19 protein-coding genes and 1 riboswitch are annotated in these 26898 nt (G+C 71.3%); of the genes, 9 read left to right on the forward strand and 10 right to left on the reverse strand.

Annotation, left to right across the window (positions count from 1 at the left end; genetic code table 11):
• Positions 1-18 precede the first annotated feature (18 nt).
• Genes E2L08_RS11010 through thiB form a run of 3 tightly spaced genes read right to left on the reverse strand, consistent with a single transcriptional unit; the run spans position 19 to position 3213 of the window.
• Positions 19-711, reverse strand: a complete 693-nt coding sequence (locus tag E2L08_RS11010) for a thiamine ABC transporter ATP-binding protein (RefSeq protein WP_133397131.1) — start codon at positions 709-711, stop codon at positions 19-21.
• A complete protein-coding gene (locus E2L08_RS11015; RefSeq protein ID WP_133397132.1) occupies positions 704-2251 on the reverse strand; it encodes an ABC transporter permease family protein in 1548 nt (515 codons plus the stop codon). Before E2L08_RS11015 ends, E2L08_RS11010 begins: the two co-directional genes overlap by 8 nt.
• A complete protein-coding gene (gene thiB / locus E2L08_RS11020; RefSeq protein WP_133397133.1) occupies positions 2227-3213 on the reverse strand; it encodes a thiamine ABC transporter substrate binding subunit in 987 nt (328 codons plus the stop codon). Before thiB ends, E2L08_RS11015 begins: the two co-directional genes overlap by 25 nt.
• A gap of 35 nt (positions 3214-3248) precedes the next feature.
• Positions 3249-3349, reverse strand: a riboswitch (TPP riboswitch).
• A 95-nt stretch (positions 3350-3444) separates the two neighbouring features.
• Here thiB and aroC point away from each other — a divergent pair.
• On the forward strand, positions 3445-4554 hold the full coding sequence (gene aroC, locus E2L08_RS11025) for a chorismate synthase (RefSeq protein ID WP_133397134.1): 1110 nt from the start codon (positions 3445-3447) through the stop codon (positions 4552-4554).
• Here aroC and E2L08_RS11030 read toward each other — a convergent pair.
• From E2L08_RS11030 to E2L08_RS11040, 3 genes are all read right to left on the reverse strand, one after another.
• Complete coding sequence (locus E2L08_RS11030; RefSeq protein WP_240758202.1) at positions 4551-5843, reverse strand: lytic murein transglycosylase; 1293 nt, start codon at positions 5841-5843, stop codon at positions 4551-4553. The genes aroC and E2L08_RS11030 overlap by 4 nt on opposite strands.
• 114 nt (positions 5844-5957) lie before the next feature.
• Complete coding sequence (gene pbpC, locus E2L08_RS11035) at positions 5958-7934, reverse strand: penicillin-binding protein 1C (protein ID WP_133397136.1); 1977 nt, start codon at positions 7932-7934, stop codon at positions 5958-5960.
• On the reverse strand, positions 7931-13336 hold the full coding sequence (locus tag E2L08_RS11040; RefSeq protein WP_133397137.1) for an alpha-2-macroglobulin family protein: 5406 nt from the start codon (positions 13334-13336) through the stop codon (positions 7931-7933). The genes pbpC and E2L08_RS11040 overlap by 4 nt, the downstream gene beginning before the upstream one ends.
• A gap of 44 nt (positions 13337-13380) precedes the next feature.
• Here E2L08_RS11040 and E2L08_RS11045 point away from each other — a divergent pair, with 44 nt between their 5' ends.
• Positions 13381-15561, forward strand: a complete 2181-nt coding sequence (locus tag E2L08_RS11045; protein ID WP_133397138.1) for an ATP-binding protein — start codon at positions 13381-13383, stop codon at positions 15559-15561.
• On the opposite strand, the gene yaaA is transcribed toward E2L08_RS11045, so the two are convergent.
• From yaaA to E2L08_RS11060, 3 genes are all read right to left on the reverse strand, one after another.
• On the reverse strand, positions 15495-16262 hold the full coding sequence (gene yaaA / locus E2L08_RS11050; RefSeq protein ID WP_133397139.1) for a peroxide stress protein YaaA: 768 nt from the start codon (positions 16260-16262) through the stop codon (positions 15495-15497). The genes E2L08_RS11045 and yaaA overlap by 67 nt on opposite strands.
• Before the next feature lie 76 nt (positions 16263-16338).
• Positions 16339-18381, reverse strand: coding sequence for a DNA helicase RecQ (recQ, locus tag E2L08_RS11055; protein WP_133397155.1), 2043 nt, complete (start codon positions 18379-18381; stop codon positions 16339-16341).
• A 91-nt stretch (positions 18382-18472) separates the two neighbouring features.
• Complete coding sequence (locus E2L08_RS11060; protein ID WP_133397140.1) at positions 18473-18769, reverse strand: YggT family protein; 297 nt, start codon at positions 18767-18769, stop codon at positions 18473-18475.
• Between the two features lie 96 nt (positions 18770-18865).
• Here E2L08_RS11060 and E2L08_RS11065 point away from each other — a divergent pair, with 96 nt between their 5' ends.
• The 7 genes from E2L08_RS11065 (at position 18866) to pncB (ending at position 25404) form a co-directional block, all read left to right on the forward strand.
• The gene (locus tag E2L08_RS11065; protein WP_133397141.1) at positions 18866-19396 is read left to right on the forward strand and encodes an acyl-CoA thioesterase; all 531 of its coding nucleotides are present in this window, start codon (positions 18866-18868) and stop codon (positions 19394-19396) included.
• A gap of 76 nt (positions 19397-19472) precedes the next feature.
• Positions 19473-20834, forward strand: a complete 1362-nt coding sequence (locus E2L08_RS11070) for an MFS transporter (protein WP_133397142.1) — start codon at positions 19473-19475, stop codon at positions 20832-20834.
• Positions 20831-21748, forward strand: coding sequence for a penicillin-insensitive murein endopeptidase (gene mepA, locus E2L08_RS11075; protein ID WP_133397143.1), 918 nt, complete (start codon positions 20831-20833; stop codon positions 21746-21748). Before E2L08_RS11070 ends, mepA begins: the two co-directional genes overlap by 4 nt.
• A 53-nt stretch (positions 21749-21801) precedes the next feature.
• Entirely contained in the window at positions 21802-22605 is an 804-nt protein-coding gene (locus tag E2L08_RS11080; RefSeq protein WP_240758206.1) for an esterase-like activity of phytase family protein, read from the forward strand.
• 91 nt (positions 22606-22696) lie between these two features.
• Positions 22697-23317, forward strand: coding sequence for a queuosine precursor transporter (locus tag E2L08_RS11085; RefSeq protein ID WP_133397144.1), 621 nt, complete (start codon positions 22697-22699; stop codon positions 23315-23317).
• Between the two features lie 263 nt (positions 23318-23580).
• Positions 23581-24000: an alternative ribosome rescue aminoacyl-tRNA hydrolase ArfB gene (arfB, locus tag E2L08_RS11090; RefSeq protein WP_133397145.1), complete on the forward strand. Its 420-nt coding sequence runs from the start codon at positions 23581-23583 to the stop codon at positions 23998-24000.
• A 105-nt stretch (positions 24001-24105) separates the two neighbouring features.
• The gene (gene pncB / locus E2L08_RS11095) at positions 24106-25404 is read left to right on the forward strand and encodes a nicotinate phosphoribosyltransferase (protein ID WP_133397146.1); all 1299 of its coding nucleotides are present in this window, start codon (positions 24106-24108) and stop codon (positions 25402-25404) included.
• A gap of 6 nt (positions 25405-25410) precedes the next feature.
• On the opposite strand, the gene E2L08_RS11100 is transcribed toward pncB, so the two are convergent.
• The gene (locus tag E2L08_RS11100) at positions 25411-26730 is read right to left on the reverse strand and encodes a FliI/YscN family ATPase (RefSeq protein ID WP_133397147.1); all 1320 of its coding nucleotides are present in this window, start codon (positions 26728-26730) and stop codon (positions 25411-25413) included.
• Between the last annotated feature and the right edge of the window lie 168 nt (positions 26731-26898).

Raw genomic sequence — 26898 nt, forward strand, 5'->3', positions numbered from 1 at the left:
CGGCCGGGTTCTTTCGTTTCAGCCGAGGTAATCGCGCAGCCCGGCCGGTGGATCGGCCAGCAGGGGCCCGGTCTCGAACGGCCCGGTCACGGCGCCCCCGGCCACCACCAGCGTCTGCCCGCCCAGCCTCAGCGCGTCGGCAGGCTCGTGCGTGACCATCAGCACGGTCAGCCCCCGTCGGGTGGCGATGCCGTGCAGCAGATCGATCATCTCGGCCTTCAGGGCGGGGCCCAGTGCGGCAAAGGGTTCGTCCAGCGCGAGGATGGGCCTGTCCTGCAACACCGCGCGGGCCAGCGCGACGCGGCTTTGCTGGCCGCCCGACAGCTGGCCGGGCTTGCGGTCGCCCATGCCGGGCAGGCCGACGGCGCTCAGAATCGCCTCGACCTCGACCCTGTCGCGCGCGGACATGCGCCCGTTGGGCCTGAGCCCCAGCCCGACATTTCGCGCCGCGGTGAGGTGCGGAAAGAGGTTGTTGTCCTGGAACAGCGTCGCCACCGGCCGTTCCGCCGGGGCCAACCCGTCGATCCGCGTCCCGTCCCAGACGATCCGCCCCGCCGCCGGATCGACAAAGCCCGAAAGCGCCGCGAGAAAGGTGGACTTGCCCGCGCCCGACGGCCCGATGATCGCCAGATGCGCACCGCGCGGAATCGAGACATGCGCGGTCAGGGCGAAATCGTCCTGCCGGATCTCGAGCCTGTCGAACTCAAGCATTCACGCGCCCTCCCCGGTCGAACAGCCAGAACAGCGCGAGGCTCAGCCCCAGCAAGAGCAGTGCGGCGCCCGCCGCGTCATCCATCCGATAGGCACCCATCAGCCGGAAAAGCTGTAGCGGCAGCGTCGCGCTTTGCCCGTCTGCAAAGAGCGTGACCACCCCGAGATCCCCCATCGACAGCGCGGCGGCCAATCCCCCGGCGAATCCCAGCGGGCGGCGCAGGCGGGGCAACAGGACCAGCCGCAGCCGCGCCCACCCCCCCATGCCCAGCGACTGGGCGAGGCGCGACCAGTCCCGCTCGACCTCGGCCACGGCGGGGCCGAGCGCGCGTAGCGCAAAGGGCATGGCCATCACCGCGTTGACCAGCCCCGTGACCGCCAGCGCGATCGCGCCGGGGGCGACAAAGGGAAAGGTGACGATGAACAACCCCGTGCCGATCACCAGCGGCGAGGCGGCGATGCCCAGCATCCCGGCCACCTCGAGCCCGCGCCCCGCGCGCCGCCCCGTCCGGTGGATCGCCACGGCCAGCGGCAAGGTCAGCACGAGGCACAGCGCCGCCGACGCGACCGCCACCGCCAGCGACCGCCCGGCGGCCGCCCAGACCACGGGCGGCAGCGACAAGAGCGACGGCGCACCCCGAGTGACGAGCGCGGCCAGCGGCACCAGCAGGAACGCCGCCGCCAGCGCGATGGCCAGCGCATCGGGCCATCCCGGCGCCCGGTCCCAGCGCCGCACGACCCGGTCGAGCCCGGCGCCCAGCGCGCTGGGGACCGCGACCGACAGCGCCAGCGCCCCGGCGGCCAGCGTCACCGCCAGCTGTACCACCGCCAATAGCGCCGCGCGCCCGAGGTCGAAATCGAAGCGGAATGCCTGATAGATCGCGAGTTCCACCGTGGTGGCCCTCGGCCCGCCCCCCAGCGTCAGCGCGACTGCAAAGGACGAGGTGCAGACGAGAAAGATCACCAGCGCCACGCCCGGCAGGACGGCCCGCAGCATCGGTGCCTCGATGGTGCGAAAGATCGCCCCCGCCCCCATCCCGAGCGAAGCGGCGAGCCGGAACCGTTCGGCCGGGACCGACAACCAGCCCTGCAGGATCAGCCGGACCGCGAGCGGCAGGTTGAAAAAGACATGGCCGAGGATCACCCCCTGAACGCCGTAGATCGCGACCGATGGCAACCCCACGGCGCCCAGCGCATCATTCACCCAGCCGGCGCGGCCGAACACCATGAGCAGCCCCAGCACGGCCACGATCACCGGCAGGATGAAGGGCGCGCCCAGCAGCGTGATCAGCAGCCCGCGCCCGAGGAACCGCCGCCGCGCCAGCGCCCGCGCGACCGGAATCGCCAGCGCGACCGACAGCGCCGAGGACAGCGCCGCCTGCCACAGCGTGAACCGGATGGCGGCCCAATCCGCCGGGCCGAGCGCGCCCGCGCCTTCGGCCCGCGCGAATACGGCGATCACGGTGCCAAGGACCAGCGCGGCGACGAGAGCCGCGCTGCCCAGACCCGCGACCGTCAGCGGGCGAGCGCCGCGCGCCATTCGGCCAGGGCCGTCTCGGTCATGGCGGGAACGTCCTCGGGGTCGAGCGTGAGCGCGCGGTCCGGTGTGATGAGCGTCTCGAACCCGTCGGGCAGCCCGTCACCGGGCAGGATCGCGGGATACATCCAGTTCGTCGTGACCAGCGTGGATTGCACCGTGTCCGACAGCAGGAACCTCAGGAAATCCTGCGCCAGCCGGGGCTGATCGCTGGACGCGACGGCGGCCGCGACCTCGATCTGCAGGTAATGCCCCTCGTCGAAAGGGGCGGCGGCAAAGCCCGAATCCTCTTCGGCGATCAGGTGATAGGCCGGAGAGGTGGTGTAGCTCAGCACCATGTCAGCCTCGCCCTCGAGAAACAGGCCGTAGGCTTCGGACCAACCTTGGGTCACGGTCACGATATTGTCCGACAGCCCCTCCCAGATGGCCGGGGCCTCGTCGCCATAGGCGGTCTTGACCCAGAGCAACAGACCCAGTCCGGGCGTCGAGCTTCGCGGGTCCTGGATCAGGATCGACGCATCGCTTTCGGCGAGTTCGCGGAAATTCGCGGGCGGGGTGAAGCCCTCGCGATGAACGAAGGCGAAATAACCCCAGTCGAACGGGACGAACGTGTCGTCCGTCCAGTCGAGCGGCAGATCGAACTCGGGCGATGTCAGCTCGGCCGTGGTGAACAGCCCGGCCTCACGCGCCTTGGCCATCAGGTTCGTATCGAGCCCAACCACCACGTCGGCCTCGGTCCGCGGCCCCTCGATCTGGACGCGCGACAAGAGCTCGGCCGCGTCGCCCAGCCCGGTAAAGCGCAGGTCGCAATCGCAGGTCTCCTCGAACGCAGCCTCGATCGCGGGGCCGGGGCCCCATTCGCTGGTGAAACTGTCATAGGTATAGACATCGAGAACGGGCCGATCCTGCGCGATGGCGGGCGCGGCCAATCCGACAAGGGCGAGCATGGAAACGGTGTAGCGCATCACAACCTCCTTAACGATGATCGAAGGGGTTGGGGCCAGATGCGTTCGACCTTCCCTCCGCCGGCATTGCCCGGTTCAGGTTCTACGGGTCCGCGCAAACGCGTCTCAGCCGGTCAAGGCACCCCGAGGTGAGGCCGACGCTAGGCGCCACCGCGGCGCGCCGCAAGGGGGAAACCGCTTGAGCCGACGACGACCGGCCGATAACGACATTGCGTCAGGAAAGGGCGCGCGATGAGTTTCAACACCTATGGCCACCTGTTCCGCGTCACGACGTGGGGCGAAAGCCACGGACCGGCGCTTGGCGCCACGGTCGATGGGTGCCCGCCGGGCGTGCCGCTCGATGCGGCGGCGATCCAGGTCTGGCTCGACCGGCGCAAGCCCGGCACGTCGCGATATACAACCCAACGGCGCGAGGCCGACGAGGTCGAGATCCTGTCGGGCCTCTACGAAGGACAGACCACCGGAACGCCGATCCAGCTCATGATCCGCAACACCGACCAGCGGTCCAAGGATTATTCGCAGATCGAGGACAAGTTTCGCCCCGGTCATGCCGATATCACCTATTGGCAGAAATACGGCATCCGCGATCCGCGTGGCGGCGGGCGGTCCTCGGCCCGCGAGACGGCGGCGCGCGTCGCGGCGGGCGGGGTCGCGCGCGCGGCACTGGGCGTTCTGGCGCCCGAGATGACGATCACGGGCTACATGATCCAGATGGGCGACCGGCGGATCGACCGCGACCGGTTCGACATGGACCAGATCGACCGCAACCCGTTCTGGGTGCCCGACGCCGAGGCCGCCGGGGAATGGGGCGCCTATCTCGACGGGCTGAGGAAGGACGGCCAGTCGGTCGGCGCCATGATCGAGTTGCGGATCACGGGCGCCATGCCGGGGCTCGGCGCGCCGGTCTATGCCAAGCTCGACACCGATCTCGCCGCCGCGATGATGTCGATCAATGCCGTCAAGGGGGTCGAGATCGGCGAGGGCATGAACGCCGCCGCCCTGACCGGCACCGACAATGCCGACGAGATCACGATGGGCCCCGACGGGCCGGTTTACGGCTCGAACCACGCGGGCGGCATCCTCGGCGGGATCGCCACGGGGCAGGACATCGTTCTGCGTTTCGCGGTCAAACCCACCTCGTCGATCCTCAAGCCGCGCCGGACGATCACGCGCGGCGGGCAGGAGACCGAGATCGTCACCACCGGGCGCCACGACCCCTGCGTCGGCATCCGCGCCGTGCCGGTGGCCGAGGCGATGGCGGCGGCGGTCATGCTCGACCATGTGCTGTTGCACCGCGCGCAGGTCGGACCGACCCCGCGCGGCCGGATCGGGCAGCCCTAGCGCAGCGCCTCGAGCACGCTGAGCGAGGCATATCCATCGGGCAGCAGCCCCTCGGCGCGCTGGTAGGCGCGCAGCGCGTCGATGGTGGCGGGGCCGATCTTGCCATCCACGCCGCCGGTATCGAACCCGGCCTGCGTCAGGCGAAGCTGAAGCTCGGCTTGCTCCTCGGGCGTCAGCGCCCGGTCGTCGCGGGGCCATTCCGAGGCCAGCGGCCGCGCCCCCTCGAGCCGGTCGGCCAGATGCCCCACGGCCAGCGCATAGGCATCGGCATTCGCATAGCGTTCGAGCACGTCGAAATTGCCGAACCGCAAGAAGGCCGGGCCGTTCGCCCCGGCGGGCAGAAGCAGCGTCGCCGGGCCGTAATCGGCGATAGGCGCCCCATCGGTGTCGGTCACGCCGAGCCGCGCCCATTCCGACGGCAACCGCGGGGCGGACAGTTGCAGGCCCTCGACCTCGTCGGGCAAGAGCACCTCGACCCCCCAGGGCACGCCGGCCTCCCAGCCGTGGCGGGCCAGAAACGCCGCGGTCGAGGCCAGCGCATCCGCCGCGCTGTCGGACCAGATATCGCGCCGCCCGTCGCCGTCGAAATCGACCGCGTCGACGATATAGGTGGTCGGGATGAGGCTGGTATGGCCCATGGTCCCCGACCACGCGCCGCGCAGCTTGTCGCGCGCGACCTCGCCCTCCTGCAGGATCTTGAGCGCGGCGACGAGCTGCGCCTCGAAGAAACGGGGGCGGTCGCTGTCGTAGGCCAGCGTGGCCAGCGCCGCGATCACGTCCGCGTCGCCCCGCTGCGTGCCATAGGCGCTTTCGACACCCCAGATCGCCGTCAAGATCTCGCGGTCGACCCCATAGCGCGCCTCGAGCGCGTCGAACATCCGCACGTTGTTGTCGAGCACCGCCTCGCCGCGCGCGATGCGTTCCTCGGTCACGGCCGCGTCCATGAAATCCCAGATGGGCTGGGCGAACCCGGCCCGTTCGCGGCTGCGGGCCTTGACGTCGGGGGCGTAGGCGACCCCGTCAAAGGCCGCGTCGAACACCTCGGGACGCACGCCCTGCGTCAGGGCGCGCCCGCGAAACGAGGTCAGCCAGCGCAGAAACCCGTCGGCCCGCGCGCTGAGGATCGCGTCGACGACCTCGGAGGGGGGCCGCGCCATGGGGCGCAGAACGGGCGCGGTAGCGGCCTCTCCGGCCGTCTCGTCGCCGGTCGGGTCGGGCTCGGGCGCATCGGTCTGCGCCGCGAGGGGGGCGGCGCAGATCAGCAGGACGGCCAACAGGGCAAGGCGCATGGCGGCTCTTTCGAGGATACAGGTCATGGGTCGAACCTATAGCCGATCCCGCGCCGATCCAGAACGGGCCGGGGGCGCGGCGGGCTCGATAAGGGACACCATCGCGTGAGCCCGTCAATCGAGCCGGATGCGCGCGCTCGCCTGACGGCCCAGCGCGTCGATCACCGACAGCCGCACGAAGCCCGGCGGGACGCCCTCGAACTCGGCCAGACGCTCGGGCGCGGCCGTGGCCAACGGCCGCCCGTCGGCCAGCCAGGTGAACGGCGCGGTGCCGTCCTCCACCCGCGCGGCCAACGGCGCACCCCCCGCCGCCACCCGTGCGCCATCGGGCGGAAAGGCGATGCGCGGCGGCGGGCCGCCCTCGGCGGACAGGGGCGCATCGCCGCGAAAGGTCGCGAGCGGCGCGGGCAGGGACGCGCGACCGACGATCAGCGTATCGGGCGGGGGCGGCGGAAATGCCGCGCGCTGGACCGACAGGCGGGCAAAGACCTCGTGCAGGACCGGAAGCGCCAGATCGCCGCCAAAGGCTCCGGGCACCGGCGTCCCGTCGGGCCGCCCCATCCAGACGCCGACGACATGCGCCCCGTCCCAACCGACGGCCCATGCGTCGCGATGCCCGTATGACGTGCCGGTCTTGGCCGCGATGCGGCCGTCGCCCGACAGGATATCCCCGACATGCCACGCGGCCGAGGACGCCATCACCCGCCGCGGGGGCAAAGCGGCGCCCGGCGTCACGCGCAGCGGCACCACCTGCCCGCCATGGGCGAGCCCGCCATAGAGCTGCACCAACCCCTCGAGCGTCATGCCGACGCCGCCCAGCGCCACCGCAAGCCCCGGCACACCGCCCGGCACCGTCGCCTCGACCCCCGCCCGGTCGAGCGCGGCCATCAGCGCGGCCGGCCCCAGCGCCTCGGTCAGCTTGACCGCCGGGATGTTGAGCGACAGCCGCAAAGCCTCGCGCAGCGACAGGGTGCCGCGAAAGGCGCCGTCGAAATTCTCGGGGGCGTAGCCCGCGAAATCGGTAGGGCGGTCGCGGATCAGCGTTTCGGGATGGGCGAGCCCCGCGTCGAAGGCAAGGCCGTAGACGAGCGGCTTGAGCGTCGATCCGGGCGAGCGCAGCGCGCGCGTCATGTCCACGTACCCCGCCCGCCCCTGCCCCAGCCCGGCGCTGCCCACATGGGCCAGTACCGCGCCGGTCGCGTGATCCGTCACCAACACGGCGATGGACAGGCCGCGCCCCGCCTCGTCCGCGGCACGCGAGGCCAGGGTCTCGACCCGCGCCTGCAATCCCGCATCCAGCGTGGTGACGATGCGTGTGCCGGCCGGTGCGCCCGAGCCGAGACGTTCGGCCAGATGCGCGGCCGCGATGGGCATGTCGCGCATGATCCGCGGCACCGCCCCACCCGGTGCGTGGCCCGCGCGGGCCAGCACACGGTCGCGGGCGTCGCGCGCGGCGTCGGGAAAGCGGTCGGGGCGGCGGCGTTCGGGCGCCTGCGGCAATGCGACCAGCAGCGCGGCCTCGGCCGGGGTCAGGCGGCGGGGCGGCTTGGCGAACCACGCGCGCGAGGCGGCGGCCACCCCTTCGAGATTGGCCCCCATGGGCGCGCGTTCGACATAGACCTGCAGGATCGCGCGCTTGTCCAGCCGTCGCTCGAGCGCCAGCGCCACCCGCGCCTGCCGCAGCTTGCCCGCCAGCGTTCCGGTCGGCCCGTCCTCGAGCAGCCGCGCGACCTGCATCGTCAGCGTCGAGGCGCCCGACACGATCCGCCCGTGCCACGCGGCCTGCCCCGCCGCGCGCAGCACCGCCAGCGGATCGACGCCCGAATGGGACCAGAACCGCCGATCCTCCCACGCGACGAGCATCTCGAGATAGGCGGGATCAACCGTTTCGAGCGGCGTGCGCAGCCTCCAGCGCCCGTCATCGACCTGGAATGCCCGCAAGAGCGTCCCGTCGCGATCCGTCACCTCGACCGAGGTTGCATAGGCCAGCGGCGGAAGGGCGGTGGCGTCGATCCAGTCGTCCACCGCGTCGCGGGCCAGCGCGCCCGCGAACAGCCCCGCCGCCAGCCACAGGAGCGCGGTCCGTCTCATTCGGCGACGCGCACCGCCCCCGTATCGGTCCATGCGCGATAGCGGGGGCGGTACATGTCCTCAACCAGCGCGGCCGGGTGGCGATAAAGGCCCGGCGTGATCGCGCGCACGACATAGGCCAGCCGGAACGCCTCGTCCGAGCGCCATTCGACCGCCGCGCGGAAACTGTCGTCGCGGAACTCGGTCATCGCCGTCGCATCGGTCAGGTCGAGCCAGTCGAGCGCGCCGACCTCGCCCGAGCGGAGGAGCGACGGGTTGTCGATCTCGAACCCGGCGGGCAGCGGATCGTCCACCATCAGCCGCGCCTCGACCGGCCCGAAGGGCTGCACCGTCAGCACCGTCACCAGCCGGTCGCCCGCCGCGACCTCGGTCGGGTCGGCAGGCTCTCCGTCGAGGGTGAAATAGGCCCGTTCGATGGCAAAACCCTCGCCGCCCGCCGCGCGGGGCACCAGCGGCACGCCGAATGCGGTCAGCGTCAGCGTCTCGGCGCGGTCGCCGGCCAGCCCCAGCGTGAGCGGCCCGCTCTCCAGCGCGCCGGCCTCGATCCGCAGGACCGGCTCCTCCAATGGCGCGCCATCGACGACAAGCCCCGCCGCGGGGTCGGCGATCAGCGCATTCGCTGCCAAAAGCGACCACGCGGCTTCTTGCGTGGACAGGGCGGCGTCGGTCACGAGGCTCGCGGCCAGCGCCTCGCGGTCGACGGTATCGCTGCGCGCCTCGACGGCCAGCGTCAGCAGGCCCGCGCGGTCGCGCAGCGGCGAGCCGAAATCGTCGCGCCAGCCCTCGGGGGCGGGGTCGCCCACCAGCTCGGATGCCAGCCGGAACATCTCGTCGGCGCGGGTCGTCTCGCCATAGAGCGCCAGCGCCGCGCCGATCTGGGCCCGCGCCATCGCCGTGTCGAAGGCGCGGCCCTTTTCCTCGGCGTAATAGCGCAGATCGCCGACCTGCGCCCGCCCCTCGCGGGCCAGCACCAACAGCGCATAGGCGATATCGCGCCCGCCGCTGTCGAAATCGGCGGCGTAGTTCACCGCGTTGGACAGGTTGTCGAGCGCGCGGGCAAAGGCCTCGGGCGGCACGGCGACGCCCGCATCCCGCGCCCGCGACAGGAAATCGGTGACATAGGCGTCGAGCCACAGCTCGCCGCTTTCGGCGCGCCACATGCCGAAGGCTCCGTTCGCGGCCTGCCGCGCCAGCACCGCCGCCACCGCATCGGTCAGCCGCGCGTCGATGTCGCGCGCGCCCTCGAGCCCCAGCGTCGTGGCGACCGAGGACAGGTAGAGCAGCGGCAGGGCCTGGCTCGTGACCTGTTCGGTGCAGCCATAGGGATAGCGGTCGAGCGCGGCCAATAGCCCCGGCACGTCGAACCGCCCGAAGGGGCCGGCGGCCAGCGTGGCGGTGCCATCGCGCAGCCCCTCGAACACGTCCGAGGACAGGGTCAGATCCGCGCCGGGGGCAAGCTCGAACCGCGAGCTGCGCTGGATCGCCGGGTCGAGCAGCCGCACCGGCAGCGTCCGCGTCTGGGACAGGACCGCGCCATCGGGTGCCGTCACCTCGAGCGTCACCTGCGCCTCGCCCGGACCCTGCGCGGTGATGGGCACCGACAGCGTCCGCGTCCCACCGGGCTCGAGCGTCACCCGCGCGGGCAGATCGTCGCCCGGCACCAGCCCCTCGGCGGCCAGCGTCAGGCCGATTTCGCCCGCGGGCCCGTCGGCATGGGTCAGCTCGATCCGCAGGGTCGAGCTGTCGCCCGGCGCGAGAAAGCGCGGCATCGTCACCTGCGCCACGACCGGATCGCGCACCGTCACGTCGGCCTTCGCCTGCCCGACGCCCTTGCGCGACCAGACCACCGCCATGAGCCGAAGCGTGCCGTCAAAGGCCGGCAGGTCGAAGGCCAGCCGCGCGGTGCCGTCCGGCCCGATCTCGACCGGGCCCTCGGTCATCGCCACGACGGCATCGGGCGGCGCGGCGCCGACCCGTATCCCGGCCGCGGCATCCCCGCCCGAACGCACCTGGCCCATCGCGCCCGAGCGCCCGTCGATCAACCGCCCGTAGAGATCGCGGAACGCGACGCCCAGTTCGCGCTGGCCGAAATAATGGGCCTGCGGGTCGGGCGCTTCGAACCCGGTCAGGTTCAGAACCCCCAGATCGACGGCGGCCACCGTGGCAAAGGCCGCGTCCCCATCGGCGATACCTTCGACGTTCAGCTCGATCTCGAGCGGCGCGCGGGGCCGCGCCGTCTCGGGCGCGTCGATGCCCACGCCCAGCGCCGCGTCACCCGGCGCGATCGCCGCATGGGCCAGGCCAAGCGCGCGGGCCGGCCCCTGCCCCTCGCCCGCGGGGCGGAACAGCGTAGCGGTGACATATGCCCCCGGCCCCCAGCTTTCGGTCACGGGCAGGTCGATCACCGTTTCCCCCGCGTCGACGCGGACGGTCTTCATGTCGATCAGCCGATCCGAGGCGACCGTGACCAGCACATGGCCCGCCGCCGAGGGCAGCAGTCGCAGCCGCGCCGTGTCGCCGGGGCGATAGCGTTCGGCGTCGAGCGACAGTTCGAGCAGGTCGGGCGTGTCGGTCAGCCCCTCGGGCGCATACCAGCCCGCCTCGAACCGGACCGACGACACCGCGCCCGAGCCGTCTGTCGCCTCGAGCGTCAGCGCGTAGTCGCCCCATTCGACCGGGGTCGCGATGGCGACCGGATCGGCGCCGAGCCGCAGGTCGCCGCCCGCGATACGCTCGCGCGAGGTGACGCTGTCCCAGTCCCACGAGCCATCGAGCGAATACCACTGGTAGCGCGTCGTGATCCGGTCGAGCCGCCAGCGCGCCGGAACATCGCCCCGCGCGCCCAGCGCGATCACGTCGAACGCGGCCTCGCTGTTCTCGGGCAGCGTGCCGTCAAAGGCGGGCCGGATACCCAGCACCGGCCCCTCGGGCAGCACCGTCCGCGTCACGCGCCGCTCGACCGGGCGGCCGCTGTTCTCGAGCACCGAGACATCGACGGCGATCTCGGAGGGGGCGCCCGACGGCATCCCCTCGGGCAGGGCCAGCACCGTCTCGGCCCGGCCCGCGTCATCGGTCTCGACCGGGCCGAACAGGGTCGTATCGGACCGATCCGCCGCCTCTTCGGGGCCAAAGAGATAGCCGGGCGCGATCTCGAGCGTCCGTAGCGGGGCGGCGCTGACCCGGCCCTCGACCGACAGCCCGCCCGCCGGCGCGCCGAAGAGGTAACGGGCCTCGACCGCCAGGCGCGGCATGGCATCGGGGGCAAGCGGGCCCTCGGGCAGATCGAGGTCGACGTCGATCCGCTCGGGCAGGAAATCCTCGACCAGCAGCGCGGCGGCGGCCAGCGGCGGCTCGTCCGTCTCGGCGTGGATCGCCAGGCGCCATGTCCCGCGCGCGGCCCCCGCGGTCAGCGGCAGGCGGAACACATGGCCCCCCGCGCGGCCGTCCAGCGACACCGCGCGGTCATGCTCGACCCCGTCGGGACGCGTCAGGATCGCCGTCAGCGGCACCCCCGTCACCGCCGCGGCGCGGTCGTCGCGCAAGAGCGCCGTCGCCGTCACGGTTTCGCCGGGGCGATAGATGTCGCGCTCGAGCGCGAGGAACACGTCCAGCGGCCCGGCGGGCGCGCGACCCTCGACCCCGCGATCCGACAGATCGAAGGCCGGCCCGGTCAGCGGCAGAACCGCCATATCCGCGTCGCCCTCGCGCGCGACGAGCAGCGCCGGGGCGGCCGAGCCCTCGCCACGCGCCAGCCCCGCGGGAAAGACCGCGTGGCCCGACGCGTCGGTGACGGCGGTGCCCAGCACCGCGTTGGCCCGAGACAAAAGCGTGAGCGCGATACCCTCCCGCGCCTCGGCGGTGGAGAGCGACCGCACAAACCCGTGCAACCCGTCGGCCCCGGCGATGGTCGCGAGGCCCAGATCGCTGACCATGAACCACTGGCTCGCGGCCGGGCTCTCCCACGCGTCCGCCCCCGGTATCCGGGCCTGAAGGACGTAGATGCCCGGCCCGAGCGCGCCGGTCTCGCGTTCGAGCGGCAGGCGCGTCACCGTCTCGACATTCAGGCTGCCTGAAACCGCGCCCTCGCCCTCCCAGACCTTCACCGCGATCTCGGACTCGAGCTGGTCCTGCCGCCATTGGGGCACCTGCGCGCCAAAGATATCCTCGGCCAGGGTGCGCACCACGTTGCGATCAGACACCTGCCAGAGTTGCAGATCGACCGTCTCGGCATTCACCGTGGCCACCGGCACCGCCACCTCGCCCCCCGCCGGCAGGACGTAGCCGCGGCCGGGAAACCGCACCGCCGGCGCGCGGTCGCGGACGTAGAGATCGAGCGGCACCGTCTCGGCCAGCCGATCCCCCTGCGCCGATGGCAGGCCTTCGCGCAGGGCGATGCGGTAACGCTCCCCATGGGTCACGCCCGAAATGCAGAGGTCGCGCCCTTCGGCGGCAACCGCGAGCCCCGCGGTCAGGCCCTGGACAAAGGGAGCATAGTCGCGGCCGACCTCTTCGAGATCCTGCGAAAAGGTCGCGCAGATCCGTGGCGCGGCCGCATCGCTTTCGGCGCGGGTATCGGTGACGCGGAACCCGTAGCGGCCGAGCGCCGCGTCGAGCCGCGCGGCCAAGGTGTCGCCGGGGGCCAGATCGACCGCACGACGCAGCGCCGGAATGGATGCCTCGCCCCGCCGCAGCCGTTGCAGCGCCTCGGCCATGATCGACAGCGCCTCGGCCTGCGCGGCGGGCGATCCGGCCCTGAGATAGCCGTTGATCGCCGCTGAAAGCGCCTCCCCGCGCAGATCCCCGGCCCCCGCGCCCGCATCCTCGGCGGCCAGCAGGCTCAGCGCGCCGAACCGCGTCCAGAGATCGGCGGTATCGCCCAGCACCAGCGCCTCGCCGGTGAAATCGCGGGCGGCGCCGATATTGCCCTGCGCGCGGGCCGCGCGGGACGATTGCATCAACTCGATGGCGGTCAGGCCCCGCGACGGATAGACGGCGGGCAACTCGCGCATGAGCGCGCCCGCCGCGTCGAGATCGGCGGGGCGCAGCCAGTCGAGCGTTTCGGCACGCGCCGCGGCCTCGGCGCGCAGATCGGCCGGCACATCGCGCACGACGCCCGACGTCGCCCCGGCAAAGGCCACGCGGTCGCGGATCTCGGACTTGGTGAAACAGCTTTTCGACCGCTCGTTGAAGGTAAAGGCGCGGCATTGCGCATCGGCCAGGCAGGCCGCGCGGCAGGCGTCGAAACCCGTGTCGAAATACTGGTTCAGATCGGCGCCGTAGAAATCGGTCTCGGGCTCGAGGATCACGCGCCGCTCGGGCAGCACCTCGTCCGGGGCGCCTTGGGCGGGCACGATGGCCGGGACGGCGCAGAGCAGGGCAAGCGAGACAAGCAGCATTCGCATCGGGCGGCCTTTCCGGTCACGAGGCAATCGACGCTCGCACGGAAATGCCGGACCCGGCAAGCCGCGTTAACCCGGCCTTCACGACGGCGCGGCTATGGCTCGGCCATGACCGCCATGCCAGCCCCATGACCGGCCTTTCGGACAGTATCGCCGCGGAACGCCGCGCGCGCCTTGCCGCCGAACGGATGCTCGCGCGCCGCCAGGCCGAGATGCAGCGCAGTCGCGAGGAACTGTCGGACCAGGCGCAGGCCCTGACCGAGGGGATCCGCGAAAAACGCGCCGAACTCGCCCGGCTCGAGGCCGAGGCCGCCGGCCTCAAGGCCACGACCGAGCGGTTGCGCCGCGAACGCGACCATTCGCGCCACGTCGCGGCCAAAACCGACCGCCTGCTGTGGGAGGCGCTGCAGGCCATGCGGGACGGCTTTGCGGTGTTCGACGCAGACGGGCGGATGATCGTGGCCAATACCGGCTTTACCGCCTTGTTCGAACAACTGGCCGAGGTCCGGCCGGGTCTGTCCTATGCCCGGCTGGCCGAGCTGCTGGCGGGCGAGGGGCTGGTCGATACCGGCGCCGCGGGCGCGGATTGGCCCGCCGCGCTGATCGCGCGCCACGCCCGCGACCCGATCCCCGACACGGTTCTTTCGATGTGGAACGGCCGGCAGTTGCGGCTGAGTGAACGGCGCCTGCCCGATGGCGGGCTGGTATCGCTCTGCATCGACATGACGGCCTTCATCCGGGTCGAAACGGCGATAGACGCGATGCCCGACGGGTTCTGCCTGTTCGACGCCGACGACAGGCTCGTCACCGCGAACCCGCGGTTCCGCGCCCTGCGCGGCGCCGACGACACGCCGCCCGAAACGCCCGAGACGGCGGATGCAGACTGGCTCGCGCGGCTGCGTGCGACGGCGCCGGGCGACGACCCCGAGGTGATGGCCCCCTGCGGGACATGGCTGCGGCTGCACGAAACGGCCACGCCCGATGGCGGGCGGGCCGCCATGCTGATCGACGTCACCGCGATGAAGGCCCAGCAGGCCGAACTCGTCGTTGCGCGCGAGGCCGCCGAGGCCGCCAGCCGTGCCAAATCGACCTTTCTCGCGAATATGAGCCACGAGATCCGCACCCCGATGAACGGGATCCTTGCGATGGCGGGCACGCTGTCGGCGGCCGAGCTTGCGCCGGACCTGCGCGACTGCGCCGCCGCGCTCGACGGCTCGGCCCGCGCGCTGATGGCCGTGCTCGACGATGTGCTGGACGTCTCGGCGCTCGACGCCGGGGAAATGGCGCTGAACCCCGCGCCCTTCGATCCGGCGCGGCTGCTCGACGAGGTGGCCGACATGCTTGGGCCGGTCGCCGCCGCAAAGGGGCTCGATCTCGGGATCGACCGCGACATCTTTCTGCCGCCCGCATTGGTGGGCGACGCCGGGCGCATCCGGCAGATCCTGCTCAACCTCGCCGGCAACGCGGTCAAGTTCACCGAGACGGGTCGCGTGCTGTTGCGGGCCACCGGCCGCCCCGAGGATGCCGGGCCGGACCGGTTCCGCCTTCATCTCACCGTCGAGGATACCGGCCCCGGCGTCCCCCCCGACCGCACCGACCGGCTTTTCGCGGCCTTTTCGCAGACCGACGAAAGCCATACCCGCGCCCATGACGGCAGCGGCCTCGGGCTTGCGTTGTGCAAGCGCCTGGTCGCGCTGATGGGTGGCGAGATCTGGCATCGTGCGCTCGACCCGCACGGCGCGTGTTTCGGCATCGCGATCAGCCTGCCCGCGATATGCGCCGACCGTCCGCTGCGCGTCCTCGCCGCCGAGGACAACGCCACCAACCGTTTCGTCTTGGGCAAGATGCTGGCCGATGACGATATCGAGCTCAGCTTTGCCGAGAACGGGGCCGAGGCCCTAGCGGCGGTACAGGCGACGCCGCCCGACCTGGTGCTGATGGATATCTCGATGCCGGTGATGGACGGGCTCGAAACCGCGCGTCGCATCCGCGCGTGGGAGGCCGAGACAGGTCGCCCGCCCCTGCGCATTGCCGCCCTCACCGCCCATGCCGGCTCCGAAACGGCGGCCGATTGCGCCGCCGCGGGCATCGACCGCCATATCGCCAAGCCTCTGTCGCGCGCCGCGCTCGAGGACGAACTCGCCCCGCTGCGCGCCGCGCGTCAGGCCGCGTGCGCCCTCGCGAAGGCGGGCGCGCCCGGCTCGGACAATTCGGGGTCATGCACATAGCCGCCCATGTCAAAGCCCGCGAGGTCGTCCGGGTCGGTGATCCGGTGCGTGCAGACCCAATGCGCCATCGCCCCCCGCGCGCGCTTGGCGTGAAAGCTGACCATCCGCGGCGCGCCGCGATCGGTCTCGTAGAACCGCGGCGTGATCACCGGCACCGAGAGGGTCGCCGTGTCGACCGCGCCGAAATATTCCTGGCTGGCGCAGTTGAGCAGGGCGCGCGCGCCGGTCGCGGCGGCATCCTCGTTCAGCGCCCGCGCGATCCGGTCCCCCCAGAAGGCATAGAGCGTGGCGCCCCGCCGTGTCTTCAGCCTGCTGCCCATCTCGAGCCGATAGGGCCGGATCCCGTCCGTCGGCCGCAACAGGCCGTAAAGCCCCGACAGGATGCGCAGATGCGCGCCCGCCCACCGCCATGCGTCGGGCTCCAGCGTTTCAGCGGCGAGCCCGGTATAGGTATCGCCCGCGAACGCGCGGGCCGCCGGGCGCAGATCGTCCGGATCGGCGGTCCGCATGGCCTGGAACCGGTCGCGGTTCAGCCGCGCGAGATCGTCGCTCAGCCCCATGAGCGTCTTGAGATCGCCGAGCGACAATTGACGCGCATGGCCGGCAAGGGTCTCGGCCTCGGCGGCGAAACGCGGCTCGGTCAGGCCCTTGGCGGGAACATCCCAGTTCAGCCGCTTGGCGGGGGAAAGAACGATCAGCATGGCATCTCCGGCGTGGTTCGGCCGCAATCTGGCAGATGCCCGGCGGCGGTGAAAGCTGGCAGCCCGTCGCGGGCGGTCATTCGGCCTCGGCCACGACCGACAGAAAGGCGTCGCCGAACCGGTCGAGCCTCGCCTCGTTCACCCCCGGCGCCCGCGCCAGCGCGGATTTCGAGGCCGGGCGATGCTCGGCGATCCAGCGCAGCGTCCCGGCGGCGCAGCTCATCGGCTTGCCCGTGCCGTCCTCGCCCCGTGCCAGCATCGCCTGCGTCTCGGCGAGACGGTCGTAAAGCGCGCCCGCGCTGCGCCCGGCCAGCTTGCGCCGCGCGGGGTGCAGCTCCTGGGCGGTGCCTGCAATCACCTTGAGAAAAGCCGCGCCATAGCGTTCCAGCTTGACCGCCCCCACCCCCGAGATCCGCGCCATCTCGTCCAGGGTCATCGGCCGCCGCTCCGCCATCTCGACAAGGGTGCGGTCGGGAAACACCATGTAGGCCTTGAGGTTCGCCGCCTCGGACAGGGCCCGGCGGCACGCCTTGAGCGCCGATAGCATCGGCGCGTCCTCCTCGGCCACCATCGCGCGGACGGCCGGGCGGTCGCGCAAAGGGGCCTCGTCGCGGCGCAGCCTCACCTCGGCCTCGCCCTTGAGCACCGGAACCGCCGGCTCGGTCAGGCGCAACGCGCCATGTCGTTCGGTATCGGGGCGGGCCAGGTCGCGGCCCATCATCTGGCGAAAGATCGCCTGCCATTCCCGCGCGCCGGTCTCGCGGCCGACGCCGAAGGTCGGCAGGTCGTCATGGCCATGGCCGCGCACCTTTTCGGTCGCGCGCCCGGTCAGCACGTCGATCAGATGCCCCGTGCCGAACCGCTCTCCGGTGCGCAGCATGGCCGACAGGGCCATGCGCACCTGCCGCGTGGCGTCGTAGCTCTCGGGCGGGCGGTCGCAGAGGTCGCAATTCCCGCAGGGTGCGCTCTCCTCGCCGAAATAGCCCAGCAGGACCTGCCGCCGGCAGCCAAGCGCCTCGGCCAGCCCCAAAAGCGCGTTCAGCCGCCCGTGATCGGCATCCTTGCGCTCGGGCGGCGCGAGCCCCTCGTCGATCTGGCTGCGTCTCAGCCGGATATCGTCCGGCCCGTACAGCGCAAGCGTTTCCGCCGGCGCCCCGTCCCGTCCGGCGCGGCCGATCTCCTGGTAGTAGCCCTCGATCGACTTGGGCAGGTCCGCATGGGCGACCCAGCGGATATCGGGCTTGTCGACCCCCATGCCGAAGGCCACCGTGGCACAGACGATCAACCCGTCCTCCTGGCCGAACCGGGCCTCGACGGCGCGCCGCGCCTCGGCCTCCATCCCGCCGTGATAGGCGCAGGCGGCGTGCCCCTCCTGGACCAGTGCGGCCGCAAGGCTCTCGGTCTTGGCGCGGGTGCCGCAATAGACGATTCCCGCCTGTCCGCCGCGCGCCGCGGCAAAGGTCAGGATCTGCCGGCGGGGGCCATCCTTGGACGCAAAGGCCAGGTGGATGTTCGGCCGGTCGAACCCGCGCAGGAAGGTCAGCGGCGCCGCGCCGCCGAACAGCCGGGTCGCGATCTCGGCGCGGGTCTCGGCATCGGCCGTGGCGGTAAAGGCGGCCAGCGGCACGTCGAGCGCGCGGCGCAGTTCGCCGATCCTGAGATAGTCGGGCCGGAAATCATGGCCCCATTGGCTGACGCAATGCGCCTCGTCCACGGCGATCAGCGACACGCCCGCCTGTGCCAGCGTCCTTGCGATCCCGCCCGAGGCCAGCCGCTCGGGCGCCATGTAAAGCAGCTTGAGCCGCCCCTCGGCCAACCCATCCCAGGCGGCGCGGGTCTCCTCCTCGGTATTGCCCGATGTCAGCGCCGCCGCCGCCACCCCCGCGGCCTGCAGCCCGCGCACCTGGTCGCGCATCAGCGCGATCAGCGGCGACACCACGAGCGTCACGCCCGGCCGCATCAGCGCGGGCAACTGGAAACACAGCGACTTGCCGCCGCCCGTCGGCATGATGGCCAGCGTATCGCGCCCGGCGGCGACGGCCTCGACGATCTCGGCCTGTCCGGGGCGGAACTCGGGGAAACCCCAGACTGTCTCGAGCAGGGCGCGCGCCTCGTCCATATTGCCCTCGGGGGGTGCCGTCTGCGCGGTCACGGTCTTCTCTGTTTCTGGAAATACTCGATGGCGCGTCGGGGGCCGCGGGCGGGACGGATCAGGCGAAGCCCGGCCCCGCCACGAGGTTGTTCATGATGATGATCCGCAGCGCATAGACCCCGATCAGCGCCACGAGGGGCGCGAGGTCGAGCCCCCCCATGGGCGGCAGGATACGCCGGATCGGCTGGTAGAGCGGTTCGAGCAGGCGGTTCAACCCGTCCCAGACCTGCGCCACGAAGGCCTGCCGCAGGTTCAGCACGTTGAAGTTGATGAGCCATGACATCACGATATGCGCGATCATGATGAACCACACGACATCGAGGATCAGCAGCAGGATCTGGGCAATCGAGGTCATGTCATCCGGTCCGTGTGAGGGTCCGGCCCGAGATAGCCATGCGGCGCAGGGACGGCAAGGCTTGACCCCGGCGGGCCGGTGTCGCACCGCAGGCCCATGTATCCCTATGCTCGCCTCGGGCTGGAAATCGCCCGCTTTCGCCGCGCCCCGCGCCTGGGGCTTTTCGACACGCATGTCAGCCACCACCGCTGCTGGCCGCAGGATCTCGACCCCTGGATCGAGCTGAACAACGGCCGCACGCTGACGCTCTACGATCTCGGGCGGATCGTGCTGATCCGGCGAACGGGCATCGTCGCGGCGATGCGGCGCGAGGGGTGGGGCGTCACCGTCGCGGGCAGCTCGATCCGGTATCGCAGCCGGGTGCGCCCCTTCGACCGGGTCGAGATGCGGTCGCGCGTGGTCGGGTGGGACGCGCGGTTCGTCTATATCGAACAGGGCATGTGGCGCGGGGCGACCTGCTGCTCGCATGTGCTGATCCGCAGCGCGCTGACCGACGCGAACGGGATCGTCGCCACCGAACGGGCCGAGCGCGCGCTGGGTCTCGGCCGCTCGCCCGAGTTGCCCGACTGGATCGCCGCATGGGCGCGGGCCGAGGCGCTTCGCCCATGGCCGCCGATGCAGGGCTGAGCCCGCTTTCGCGGCCGCGCGCCCTGCCCTACAAGGCCCGAGGCCCGGCGCTCGCGGGCCATCGCGGAGGGGCGAGATGGACGACGGCCGCAAGCGTATCTGGGGGTGGTTCTTTTTCGACTGGGCCAGTCAGCCCTACAACACGCTGCTTATCACCTTTGTCTTCGGCCCCTATGTCGCCTCGGTGATCGGCGACGGCGCACGCGCGCAGGCCGTCTGGGGCTACGGGATCGCGGGCGCGGGCATCGTGACCGCACTGGCCGCGCCGGTCCTCGGGGCGATCGCCGACCAGACGGGGCGGCGGCTGATCTGGATCAAGGGGTTCTCGGTGCTTTATGTGGTCGGGTCGGGGATGCTCTGGTTCGCCGCGCCGGACGATTTCGACCTGATCGCGACGCTGGCCTTCTTTGCCCTCGGCCTCGTCGGGATGGAGATGGCGACGATCTTCACCAATGCCATGCTGCCGGATCTCGCGCCAAAGGCGCGGATGGGCGCGGTTTCGGGCAATGGCTGGGCCTTCGGCTATCTCGGCGGGCTCGTCGCGCTCGTGCTGATGCTGCTCTTTTTCGCCGAGGCCGGCGATACCGGGCTGACGCTGATCGGGCGCGAGCCCGCGCTGGGCCTCGACCCCGAGGCGCGCGAAGGGACGCGTTTCGTCGGGCCGCTGACGGCGATCTGGTACGCCGTCTTCATGGTGCCGTTCTTTCTGTGGGTGCACGAGCCGCGCGATGCCGGCCCCGCGCGCCCCGCGGAGATAGGTGCGGCGCTGAGGGGCCTCGGCCGCACGATCCGCCGTCTGCCGCAAACGCCGTCGCGCGCGGCATTCCTCGCGGCGTCGCTGTTCTATCGCGACGGGCTGGCGGGGTGCTATGCGCTGGGGGCGATCTTTGCCGCGGGCGTGCTCGACTGGTCGGTGGTGCAGACCGGCACCTTCGGGCTGATCGCCGTCGTCACCGGCGCGCTCTTTGCATGGCTCGGCGGGCGGGCCGATGCGCGGTTCGGCCCGAAGCCGGTGATCGTGGCGGGCATCGTGACGCTGCTGTTGGCGGTTCTTGTGGCGATGGGCACCTCGCGCGACGCGGTGCTGGGCGTGCCGCAGCCCATCGACGCGACCCTGCCCGACCGGGTGTTCCTGCTGGTCGGCGCGGCCATCGGCGCGGCGGGCGGGGCGCTGCAATCGGCGAGCCGCACGATGATGGTGCGTCAGGGCGACCCGGCGCGGATGACCGAGTCCTTCGGGCTCTATGCGATGGTCGGCAAGACCACCGCCTTTGTCGCGCCGCTATCCATCGGCGTCGTCACCTCCCTGACCGGGTCGCAGCATCTGGGCCTCGCGCCGCTTATCCTGCTTTTCGCCGCGGGGCTGTTGCTGCTAGTCTGGGTCAGGCCCGAGGGCGACGACCCCGCCCTCCCATCACCGGAGGCAGAAGCGGAATGAGCCTGCGCAAGATCACACTGGCCCTCGCCTGCGCGACAGCGCTGGGCGCCTGCGGCCAACGCGACCGCCCCGCGGCGGCGATACCCGCGCCCAGCCTCGCCGGCGTCGAGGTCACGCGCGACGGCCTCGCCAAGGAGCTTTTCGGCGCGATCGGCGCCGGGGCCAACCTGCCCGCCGCGCCCTATGGCTTCTACAGCAAGGGTTGCGTCGCGGGCGCGGTGCAACTGCCCGAAACCGGGCCGACCTGGCAGGCCATGCGGCTCAGCCGGAACCGCAACTGGGCGCATCCCCAGACCGTCGACATGGTCATGCGCCTGTCGCAAAGGGCCGCGTCCCTGCCCGGCTCGAACGGGATCTACGTGGGCGACATGTCGCAGCCGCGCGGCGGGCCGATGCTGACCGGCCATGCCAGCCATCAGACCGGGCTCGACGCCGATATCTGGCTGATGCCCGCCACGCTGGGCCTGTCGCGCCAGGACCGCGAAGAGATCTCGGCGGTGTCGATGCGCCGCGCCAACGGGGCCTATACCAACGATCGCTGGGGGCAGTTCCAGCACGAGATCGTCAAGGCGGCGGCGCAGGACCCGCGCGTTGCGAGAATATTCATCTTTCCCGGTGCAAAGGTCCGCATGTGCAACGAAGAGACCGGCAACCGCGACTACCTCCGAAAGATCAGGCCATGGTACGGGCATCACTATCATTTCCACGTCCGGCTCGACTGCCCGGCCGATGCGCCCGGTTGCGAATCGCAGGATCCGCCGCCGCCCGGCGATGGCTGCGCCGAGGCGCAGGAATGGGTGAACAACATCCTCAACCCGCCGCCGCCCGATCCGAACTGGGTTGCACCCCCCAAGAAGGGGCCGATCATGCTCAGCGATCTGCCGCAATCCTGCCGGGCCGTGCTGGAACGCTGATCGCGGCGGCCCTGCTGGCCCTGGCCGGCGCGCCGCTCGCGGCCGCCGATTTCCTGGGCGCCTATGTCTGGCGCAGCGGGGATGCGGGCTTCGGCGGCTTTTCCGGCCTCGAGATGACCGATGACGGCACGCAGCTCATCGCCGTCTCGGACCGCGCCGGGCTGATCCAGGCGTCGGTCGGGCGCCGGCCGGACGGCACCATCGGCGGCCTGCGCGGGGGCCCCGTCCGCGCGCTGCGCAATATCGACGGCTCGGCCATGGGCCGTTCCAAGGGCGATAGCGAGGGGCTGGCGCTGGGGCCCGACGGGCGGATCTATATCTCGTTCGAGGGCGTGCGCCCCCGGATCTGGCAATATCCCGGCATCGACGGCCCCCCGGCCGAGCTTGCGCGCCATCCCGACTGGGACGCCTACCCGCGCAACGGATCGCTCGAGGCGCTGGCCATCGCGCCCGACGGCGCGTTGTGGACCCTGCCGGAACAGACGGCCACCGGGCGCGGGCCGTTTCCCGCCTGGGTCTATCGCCACGGCGCCTGGCGCAAGGGGCCGGCCATCGCGCGGCGCGGCCCCTTCGTGCCGGTGGGGATGGATTTTGACGACCGCGGGCGGCTCTACCTGCTCGAGCGGCATTTCACCGGTATCGCCTTTGCCAGCCGCGTGCGCCGCTTTACCCTGTCGGGCGACAGGATCTCGGACGCCGAGACGCTGCTGCGCACGCCCGGCGGCACGCATGACAACCTCGAGGGGATCTCGGTCTGGCGCGACGGCGCGGGCGACCTGCGGCTGACCATGATCTCGGACGACAATTTCCGGTTCTTCCAGCGCACCGAACTGGTCGAGTACCGCGTCCCCGGCTGACTTGACGGGCGATGCCGCCGGGTCTAGGCCCGGTCCGTTCCGCGACGGCGCGGGACCAAGTCTCCGACCACCTTGTGAAAACGGACCCGATATGACCCGCCTTCTGCCCGGCATCCTTGCCATGGCCGCGATCGTCGTGGCCTCGAACGTGCTCGTCCAGATCCGCCTCGGCGACTGGCTGACCTGGGGCGCGCTGACCTATCCCTTTGCGTTTCTCGTCACCGACGTAATGAACCGCGTCTATGGCGCCCCGACCGCGCGCAAGGTCGTGCTGGCGGGGTTCGCCACCGGCGTCCTCTGCTCGCTGATCGGCACGCAGATCGCGGGCGAGTTCGGCCCGCTGGTCACGCTGCGCGTCGCGCTGGGATCGGGCGCGGCCTTCCTCGCGGCGCAGCTCGTCGACGTGGCGCTGTTCGACAGGCTGCGCGGCGGGCGCTGGTGGCGGGCGCCGCTGGTCTCGACCCTGGCGGGATCGGCGCTCGACACGGCGCTGTTCTTCTCCATCGCCTTCAGCGCGGCGCTCGTCTGGCTCGAGCCGGGGGCCGACGTGGCCTGGGCCAACGCCGCCGTTCCGGTGCTGGGCATGGGGCCCGCGGCGCCGCTTTGGGTGTCGCTGGCGGTAGCCGACTGGTCGGTCAAGCTGGTGCTGGCGCTGGTCGCGCTGGTGCCGTTCCGCGCCATCACCACGGCGCTGAAACCCCGGCTCGCGTAAAAGTTTTTGACAAATGCCCGATCTGTGCCACCGTCCCCCCTATCGGCAACGCAACGAAAGGAGGTGGTCCAGTGTCTAGAATGATGGTGGAGTATGAGGTCGGAACAGTCATGGGGGCCGTCGTCCGAGGGTAACGCCCGGACAGAACACCCGTGATTGGGCTGCCGCTCTAACCGGGCCCATCTCCGAAACATTCGCTGGGGCCGTTCCGAACAGGGGCGGCCCCTTCCAGTTGTCCGCGGGCGCGGCGCCGAGAGACCGACATGCTCAAGATCACCGACAGCATCACGATCGAGGACTGGGAGATCACCGAGCAGTTCACCCAGTCCGGCGGGCCGGGCGGGCAGAACGTCAACAAGGTCGCCACCGCGGTCGAACTGCGCTTCGAGGCGGATCGCAGCCCCAACCTCCCCGGTCCGGTCAAGGCCCGCCTACGCCGCATCGCCGGTCGGCGCTGGACCAAGGACGGAGCGGTGGTGCTGCAGGTCGCGCAGACCCGCCACCAGGCCCGCAACCGCGAGATCGCCCGCGAACGCCTGGCCGAGATGATCCGCGCCGCCACCCACAAGCCCAAGCGGCGGATCCCGACCAAACCCACCGCCGGCGCGCGCCGCCGCCGGATCGAGGCAAAGAAACAGCGCGGCGCCGTGAAATCGCTGCGCGGCCCGGTCGACCCGGAATAGGCGCATCTTCTCTTTGCAAATACCCATGTCGCGCGGCCCGATCCCCGCGCATCGCTTGCCAAGATGCGGCCCGGCGGGCAAACCGATCCCCCGAGGGAGTCCGCCATGTCCGACATCGCCGCACGCGTCTGGAACCACCGCTGGAAGATCGACCCGATCGTCCGGTCGCTCATAGACGACGATTTCTACAAGCTGCTGATGTGCCAGACGGTGTGGCGGCGGTATCGCAACGTCAACGTCACCTTCAGCCTCATCAACCGCACCGCCTCGGTGCCGCTGGCCCGGCTGATCGACGAGGGCGAGCTGCGCGAACAGCTCGACCATATCCGCGGCCTGTCGCTGTCGCGGGGCGAATCCACCTGGCTGCGCGGCAATACCTTCTACGGCAAGCGCCAGATGTTCGACCCGGCCTTCATGGACTGGTTCGAGGCCCTGCGCCTGCCGCCCTATCACCTGGAACGGGCCGGCGATCAGTACGAGCTGACCTTCGAAGGGGCCTGGCCCGAGGTCATGCTGTGGGAGATCCCCGCCCTCGCCGTGCTGATGGAACTGCGCGGCCGGGCGGTGCTCGAGACCATGGGCCGGTTCGAGCTCGAGATCCTCTATGCCCGCGCGATGACCAAGCTGTGGGAAAAGATCGGACGCCTTCGGGCGCTGGAGGGTCTGCGGATCGCGGATTTCGGCACGCGCCGGCGCCATTCCTTCCTCTGGCAGGACTGGTGCGTCCAGGCCATGCAGGAGGGGCTGGGCACGGCTTTCACCGGCACGTCGAACTGCCTCATCGCCAAGAACCGCGACCTCGAGGCGATCGGGACGAACGCGCATGAATTGCCGATGATCCACGCTGCGCTCGCCCGCGACGATGCCGCGCTGGCCCGCGCGCCCTACGACGTTCTGGCCGATTGGCACGAGGAACACGACGGCAACCTGCGCATCATCCTGCCCGACACCTTCGGCACGCGGGGCTTTCTCGACCGCGCGCCGGACTGGTTGGCCGGCTGGACGGGCATCCGCGTCGATTCGGGCGATCCGGTCGCCGGCGCCGAGGCCGCGATCGCCTGGTGGCGCGACCGGGGCGAGGATCCGCGCGACAAGCTCGTGATCTTTTCGGACGGGCTCGATGTCGACCGGATCGAGGATCTGCATGCCCGGTTCGCGGGGCGGGTCCGGGTCTCTTTCGGCTGGGGCACGTTGTTGACCAACGATTTCAGGGGCCTCACCGACGGCGACGCGCTGGCCCCCTTCAGCCTCGTGTGCAAGGCGGTCCGTGCCGAGGGCCGCCCGACGGTCAAGTTGTCGGACAACCCCAACAAGGCGATGGGCCCCGCGGACGAGGTCGCGCGCTATCGCCGCGTCTTCATGACGCCCGAGACCGAACAGGACCGGCGCGAGGTCGTGGTCTGACACGCGTCAGTCCCGCTTGAGACAGCGGGCCAGGGCGCGAAAACTGTCCTCGGTGGTGCCCGGCTCGGATTGCGCGATAAACGCGTCGAGCTTGGGCCAGGCGGCGATGGCCGCGTCGAGCCCGGCATCGCTGCCGGGGGTGTAGAGCCCGGCGCGGATCATCATCTCGGATCGCTCATAGGCGCCCAGAAGGCGCCGCGCCTCGGCGATCAGGGTGTTCTCTGTATCGCTGGCGGCGCGCGGCAGCGCACGGCTGACCGAACGCAGCAGGTCCACCGCCGGGAAACGCCCGCGTTCCGCGATTTCGCGGTCAAGCACGACATGCCCGTCCAGCACGCCGCGCAGCACGTCGGCCACCGGCCCCTCCATGTCGGAGCCATGGACGAGCACCGTCAGGATCGCGGTGATATCGCCAGCCTCGCCCGTTCCCGGCCCGGCACGTTCGCATAGCGCCATGATCTCGGCCGCCATCGAGGCCGGATAGCCGCCCATGCAGGCCGGTTCGCCGCGGGCGAGCGCGACCTGACGTTGCGCATCGGCCATCCGCGTGACCGAGTCGGCCATGAACAGCACATGCCGGCCCGCGTCGCGGAAATGTTCGGCGACGGTCATCGCGGCGGCAGCGCAGCGCCCGCGCAGCGCCGCGGGGGCGTCGGCGGTGGCGGCGACGACGACGGCGCGTGCCATCCCCTCGGGGCCGAGCACGTTCTCGACGAAATCGCGAAGCTCACGCCCCCGTTCGCCGATCAGGGCAAGAACGACAACATCGGCCTCGACCCGTCTTGCCAGCCCGCCCAGCAGCGTCGATTTGCCGACGCCCGACCCGGCGAACAGGCCGAGCCGCTGCCCCCGCACCAGCGGCAGCAGCGTGTTGAACACGCGCGACCCGGTTTCGACCCGCTCGCCCAGCGCGCGGCGCGCGGCGGCATCGGGGGCGGGCGCGTCCAGCGCGCGCGGGGTGCGGCCGGGCAACAGGGGCCGCCCATCGAGAGGCCGGCCCAGCGGATCGACCACCCGGCCCATCCAGTGATCGGCGGGCGCGATGCGCGCGGGCCCCAGCAGGATTGCCGCATCGCCGGGCGCGAGGCCGACGCTTGCCCCGTCGGGCAGGGCCAGCGCGTGGGTTTCGTCGAATCCGACAATCTCGGCCTGCGCAGCGCCGCGGTCGACGCCGAGCCGCAGCCGGTCGCCCACCGCCGCCCCGCGGCCCAGGCCCACGATGCGCACCACGCCGTCGCCGACCGAGGCGATGCGCCCCGATTGCCGCATCGTGCGGCTTTGGCCCAATGCCGCCGCCACCTCCTTGAACCCGGCCTGGCTACCCATCGCGCTCCTCCTTCCGGCCCTCGCAACCTTTCTTAAACGAATCGGTCTTAGGGTCAGGATGCATTGATTGTTGCTGTTCGGCGTGATTCACGGCCCGAAAAACGGAGCGGTGACATGGACGACCTCTACTGGCTGAGCGACGAGCAGATGGCCAAGCTTTCCCCTTTC

The sequence above is a fragment of the Palleronia sediminis genome, from assembly GCF_004358695.1.
In the GTDB taxonomy this organism is placed as follows: Bacteria; Pseudomonadota; Alphaproteobacteria; order Rhodobacterales; family Rhodobacteraceae; genus Palleronia; species Palleronia sediminis.

Bases quoted from the DNA above. Each gene is read 5' to 3' on its own strand.
- E2L08_RS11010 (WP_133397131.1), bottom strand. From the start codon at position 711: ATGCTTGAGTTCGACAGGCTCGAGATCCGGCAGGACGATTTCGCCCTG.
- E2L08_RS11015 (WP_133397132.1), bottom strand. From the start codon at position 2,251: ATGGCGCGCGGCGCTCGCCCGCTGACGGTCGCGGGTCTGGGCAGCGCG.
- thiB (WP_133397133.1), bottom strand. From the start codon at position 3,213: ATGCGCTACACCGTTTCCATGCTCGCCCTTGTCGGATTGGCCGCGCCC.
- aroC (WP_133397134.1), top strand. From the start codon at position 3,445: ATGAGTTTCAACACCTATGGCCACCTGTTCCGCGTCACGACGTGGGGC.
- E2L08_RS11030 (WP_240758202.1), bottom strand. From the start codon at position 5,843: ATGCGCCTTGCCCTGTTGGCCGTCCTGCTGATCTGCGCCGCCCCCCTC.
- pbpC (WP_133397136.1), bottom strand. From the start codon at position 7,934: ATGAGACGGACCGCGCTCCTGTGGCTGGCGGCGGGGCTGTTCGCGGGC.
- E2L08_RS11040 (WP_133397137.1), bottom strand. From the start codon at position 13,336: ATGCGAATGCTGCTTGTCTCGCTTGCCCTGCTCTGCGCCGTCCCGGCC.
- E2L08_RS11045 (WP_133397138.1), top strand. From the start codon at position 13,381: ATGCCGGACCCGGCAAGCCGCGTTAACCCGGCCTTCACGACGGCGCGG.
- yaaA (WP_133397139.1), bottom strand. From the start codon at position 16,262: ATGCTGATCGTTCTTTCCCCCGCCAAGCGGCTGAACTGGGATGTTCCC.
- recQ (WP_133397155.1), bottom strand. From the start codon at position 18,381: ATGGACGAGGCGCGCGCCCTGCTCGAGACAGTCTGGGGTTTCCCCGAG.
- E2L08_RS11060 (WP_133397140.1), bottom strand. From the start codon at position 18,769: ATGACCTCGATTGCCCAGATCCTGCTGCTGATCCTCGATGTCGTGTGG.
- E2L08_RS11065 (WP_133397141.1), top strand. From the start codon at position 18,866: ATGTATCCCTATGCTCGCCTCGGGCTGGAAATCGCCCGCTTTCGCCGC.
- E2L08_RS11070 (WP_133397142.1), top strand. From the start codon at position 19,473: ATGGACGACGGCCGCAAGCGTATCTGGGGGTGGTTCTTTTTCGACTGG.
- mepA (WP_133397143.1), top strand. From the start codon at position 20,831: ATGAGCCTGCGCAAGATCACACTGGCCCTCGCCTGCGCGACAGCGCTG.
- E2L08_RS11085 (WP_133397144.1), top strand. From the start codon at position 22,697: ATGACCCGCCTTCTGCCCGGCATCCTTGCCATGGCCGCGATCGTCGTG.
- arfB (WP_133397145.1), top strand. From the start codon at position 23,581: ATGCTCAAGATCACCGACAGCATCACGATCGAGGACTGGGAGATCACC.
- pncB (WP_133397146.1), top strand. From the start codon at position 24,106: ATGTCCGACATCGCCGCACGCGTCTGGAACCACCGCTGGAAGATCGAC.
- E2L08_RS11100 (WP_133397147.1), bottom strand. From the start codon at position 26,730: ATGGGTAGCCAGGCCGGGTTCAAGGAGGTGGCGGCGGCATTGGGCCAA.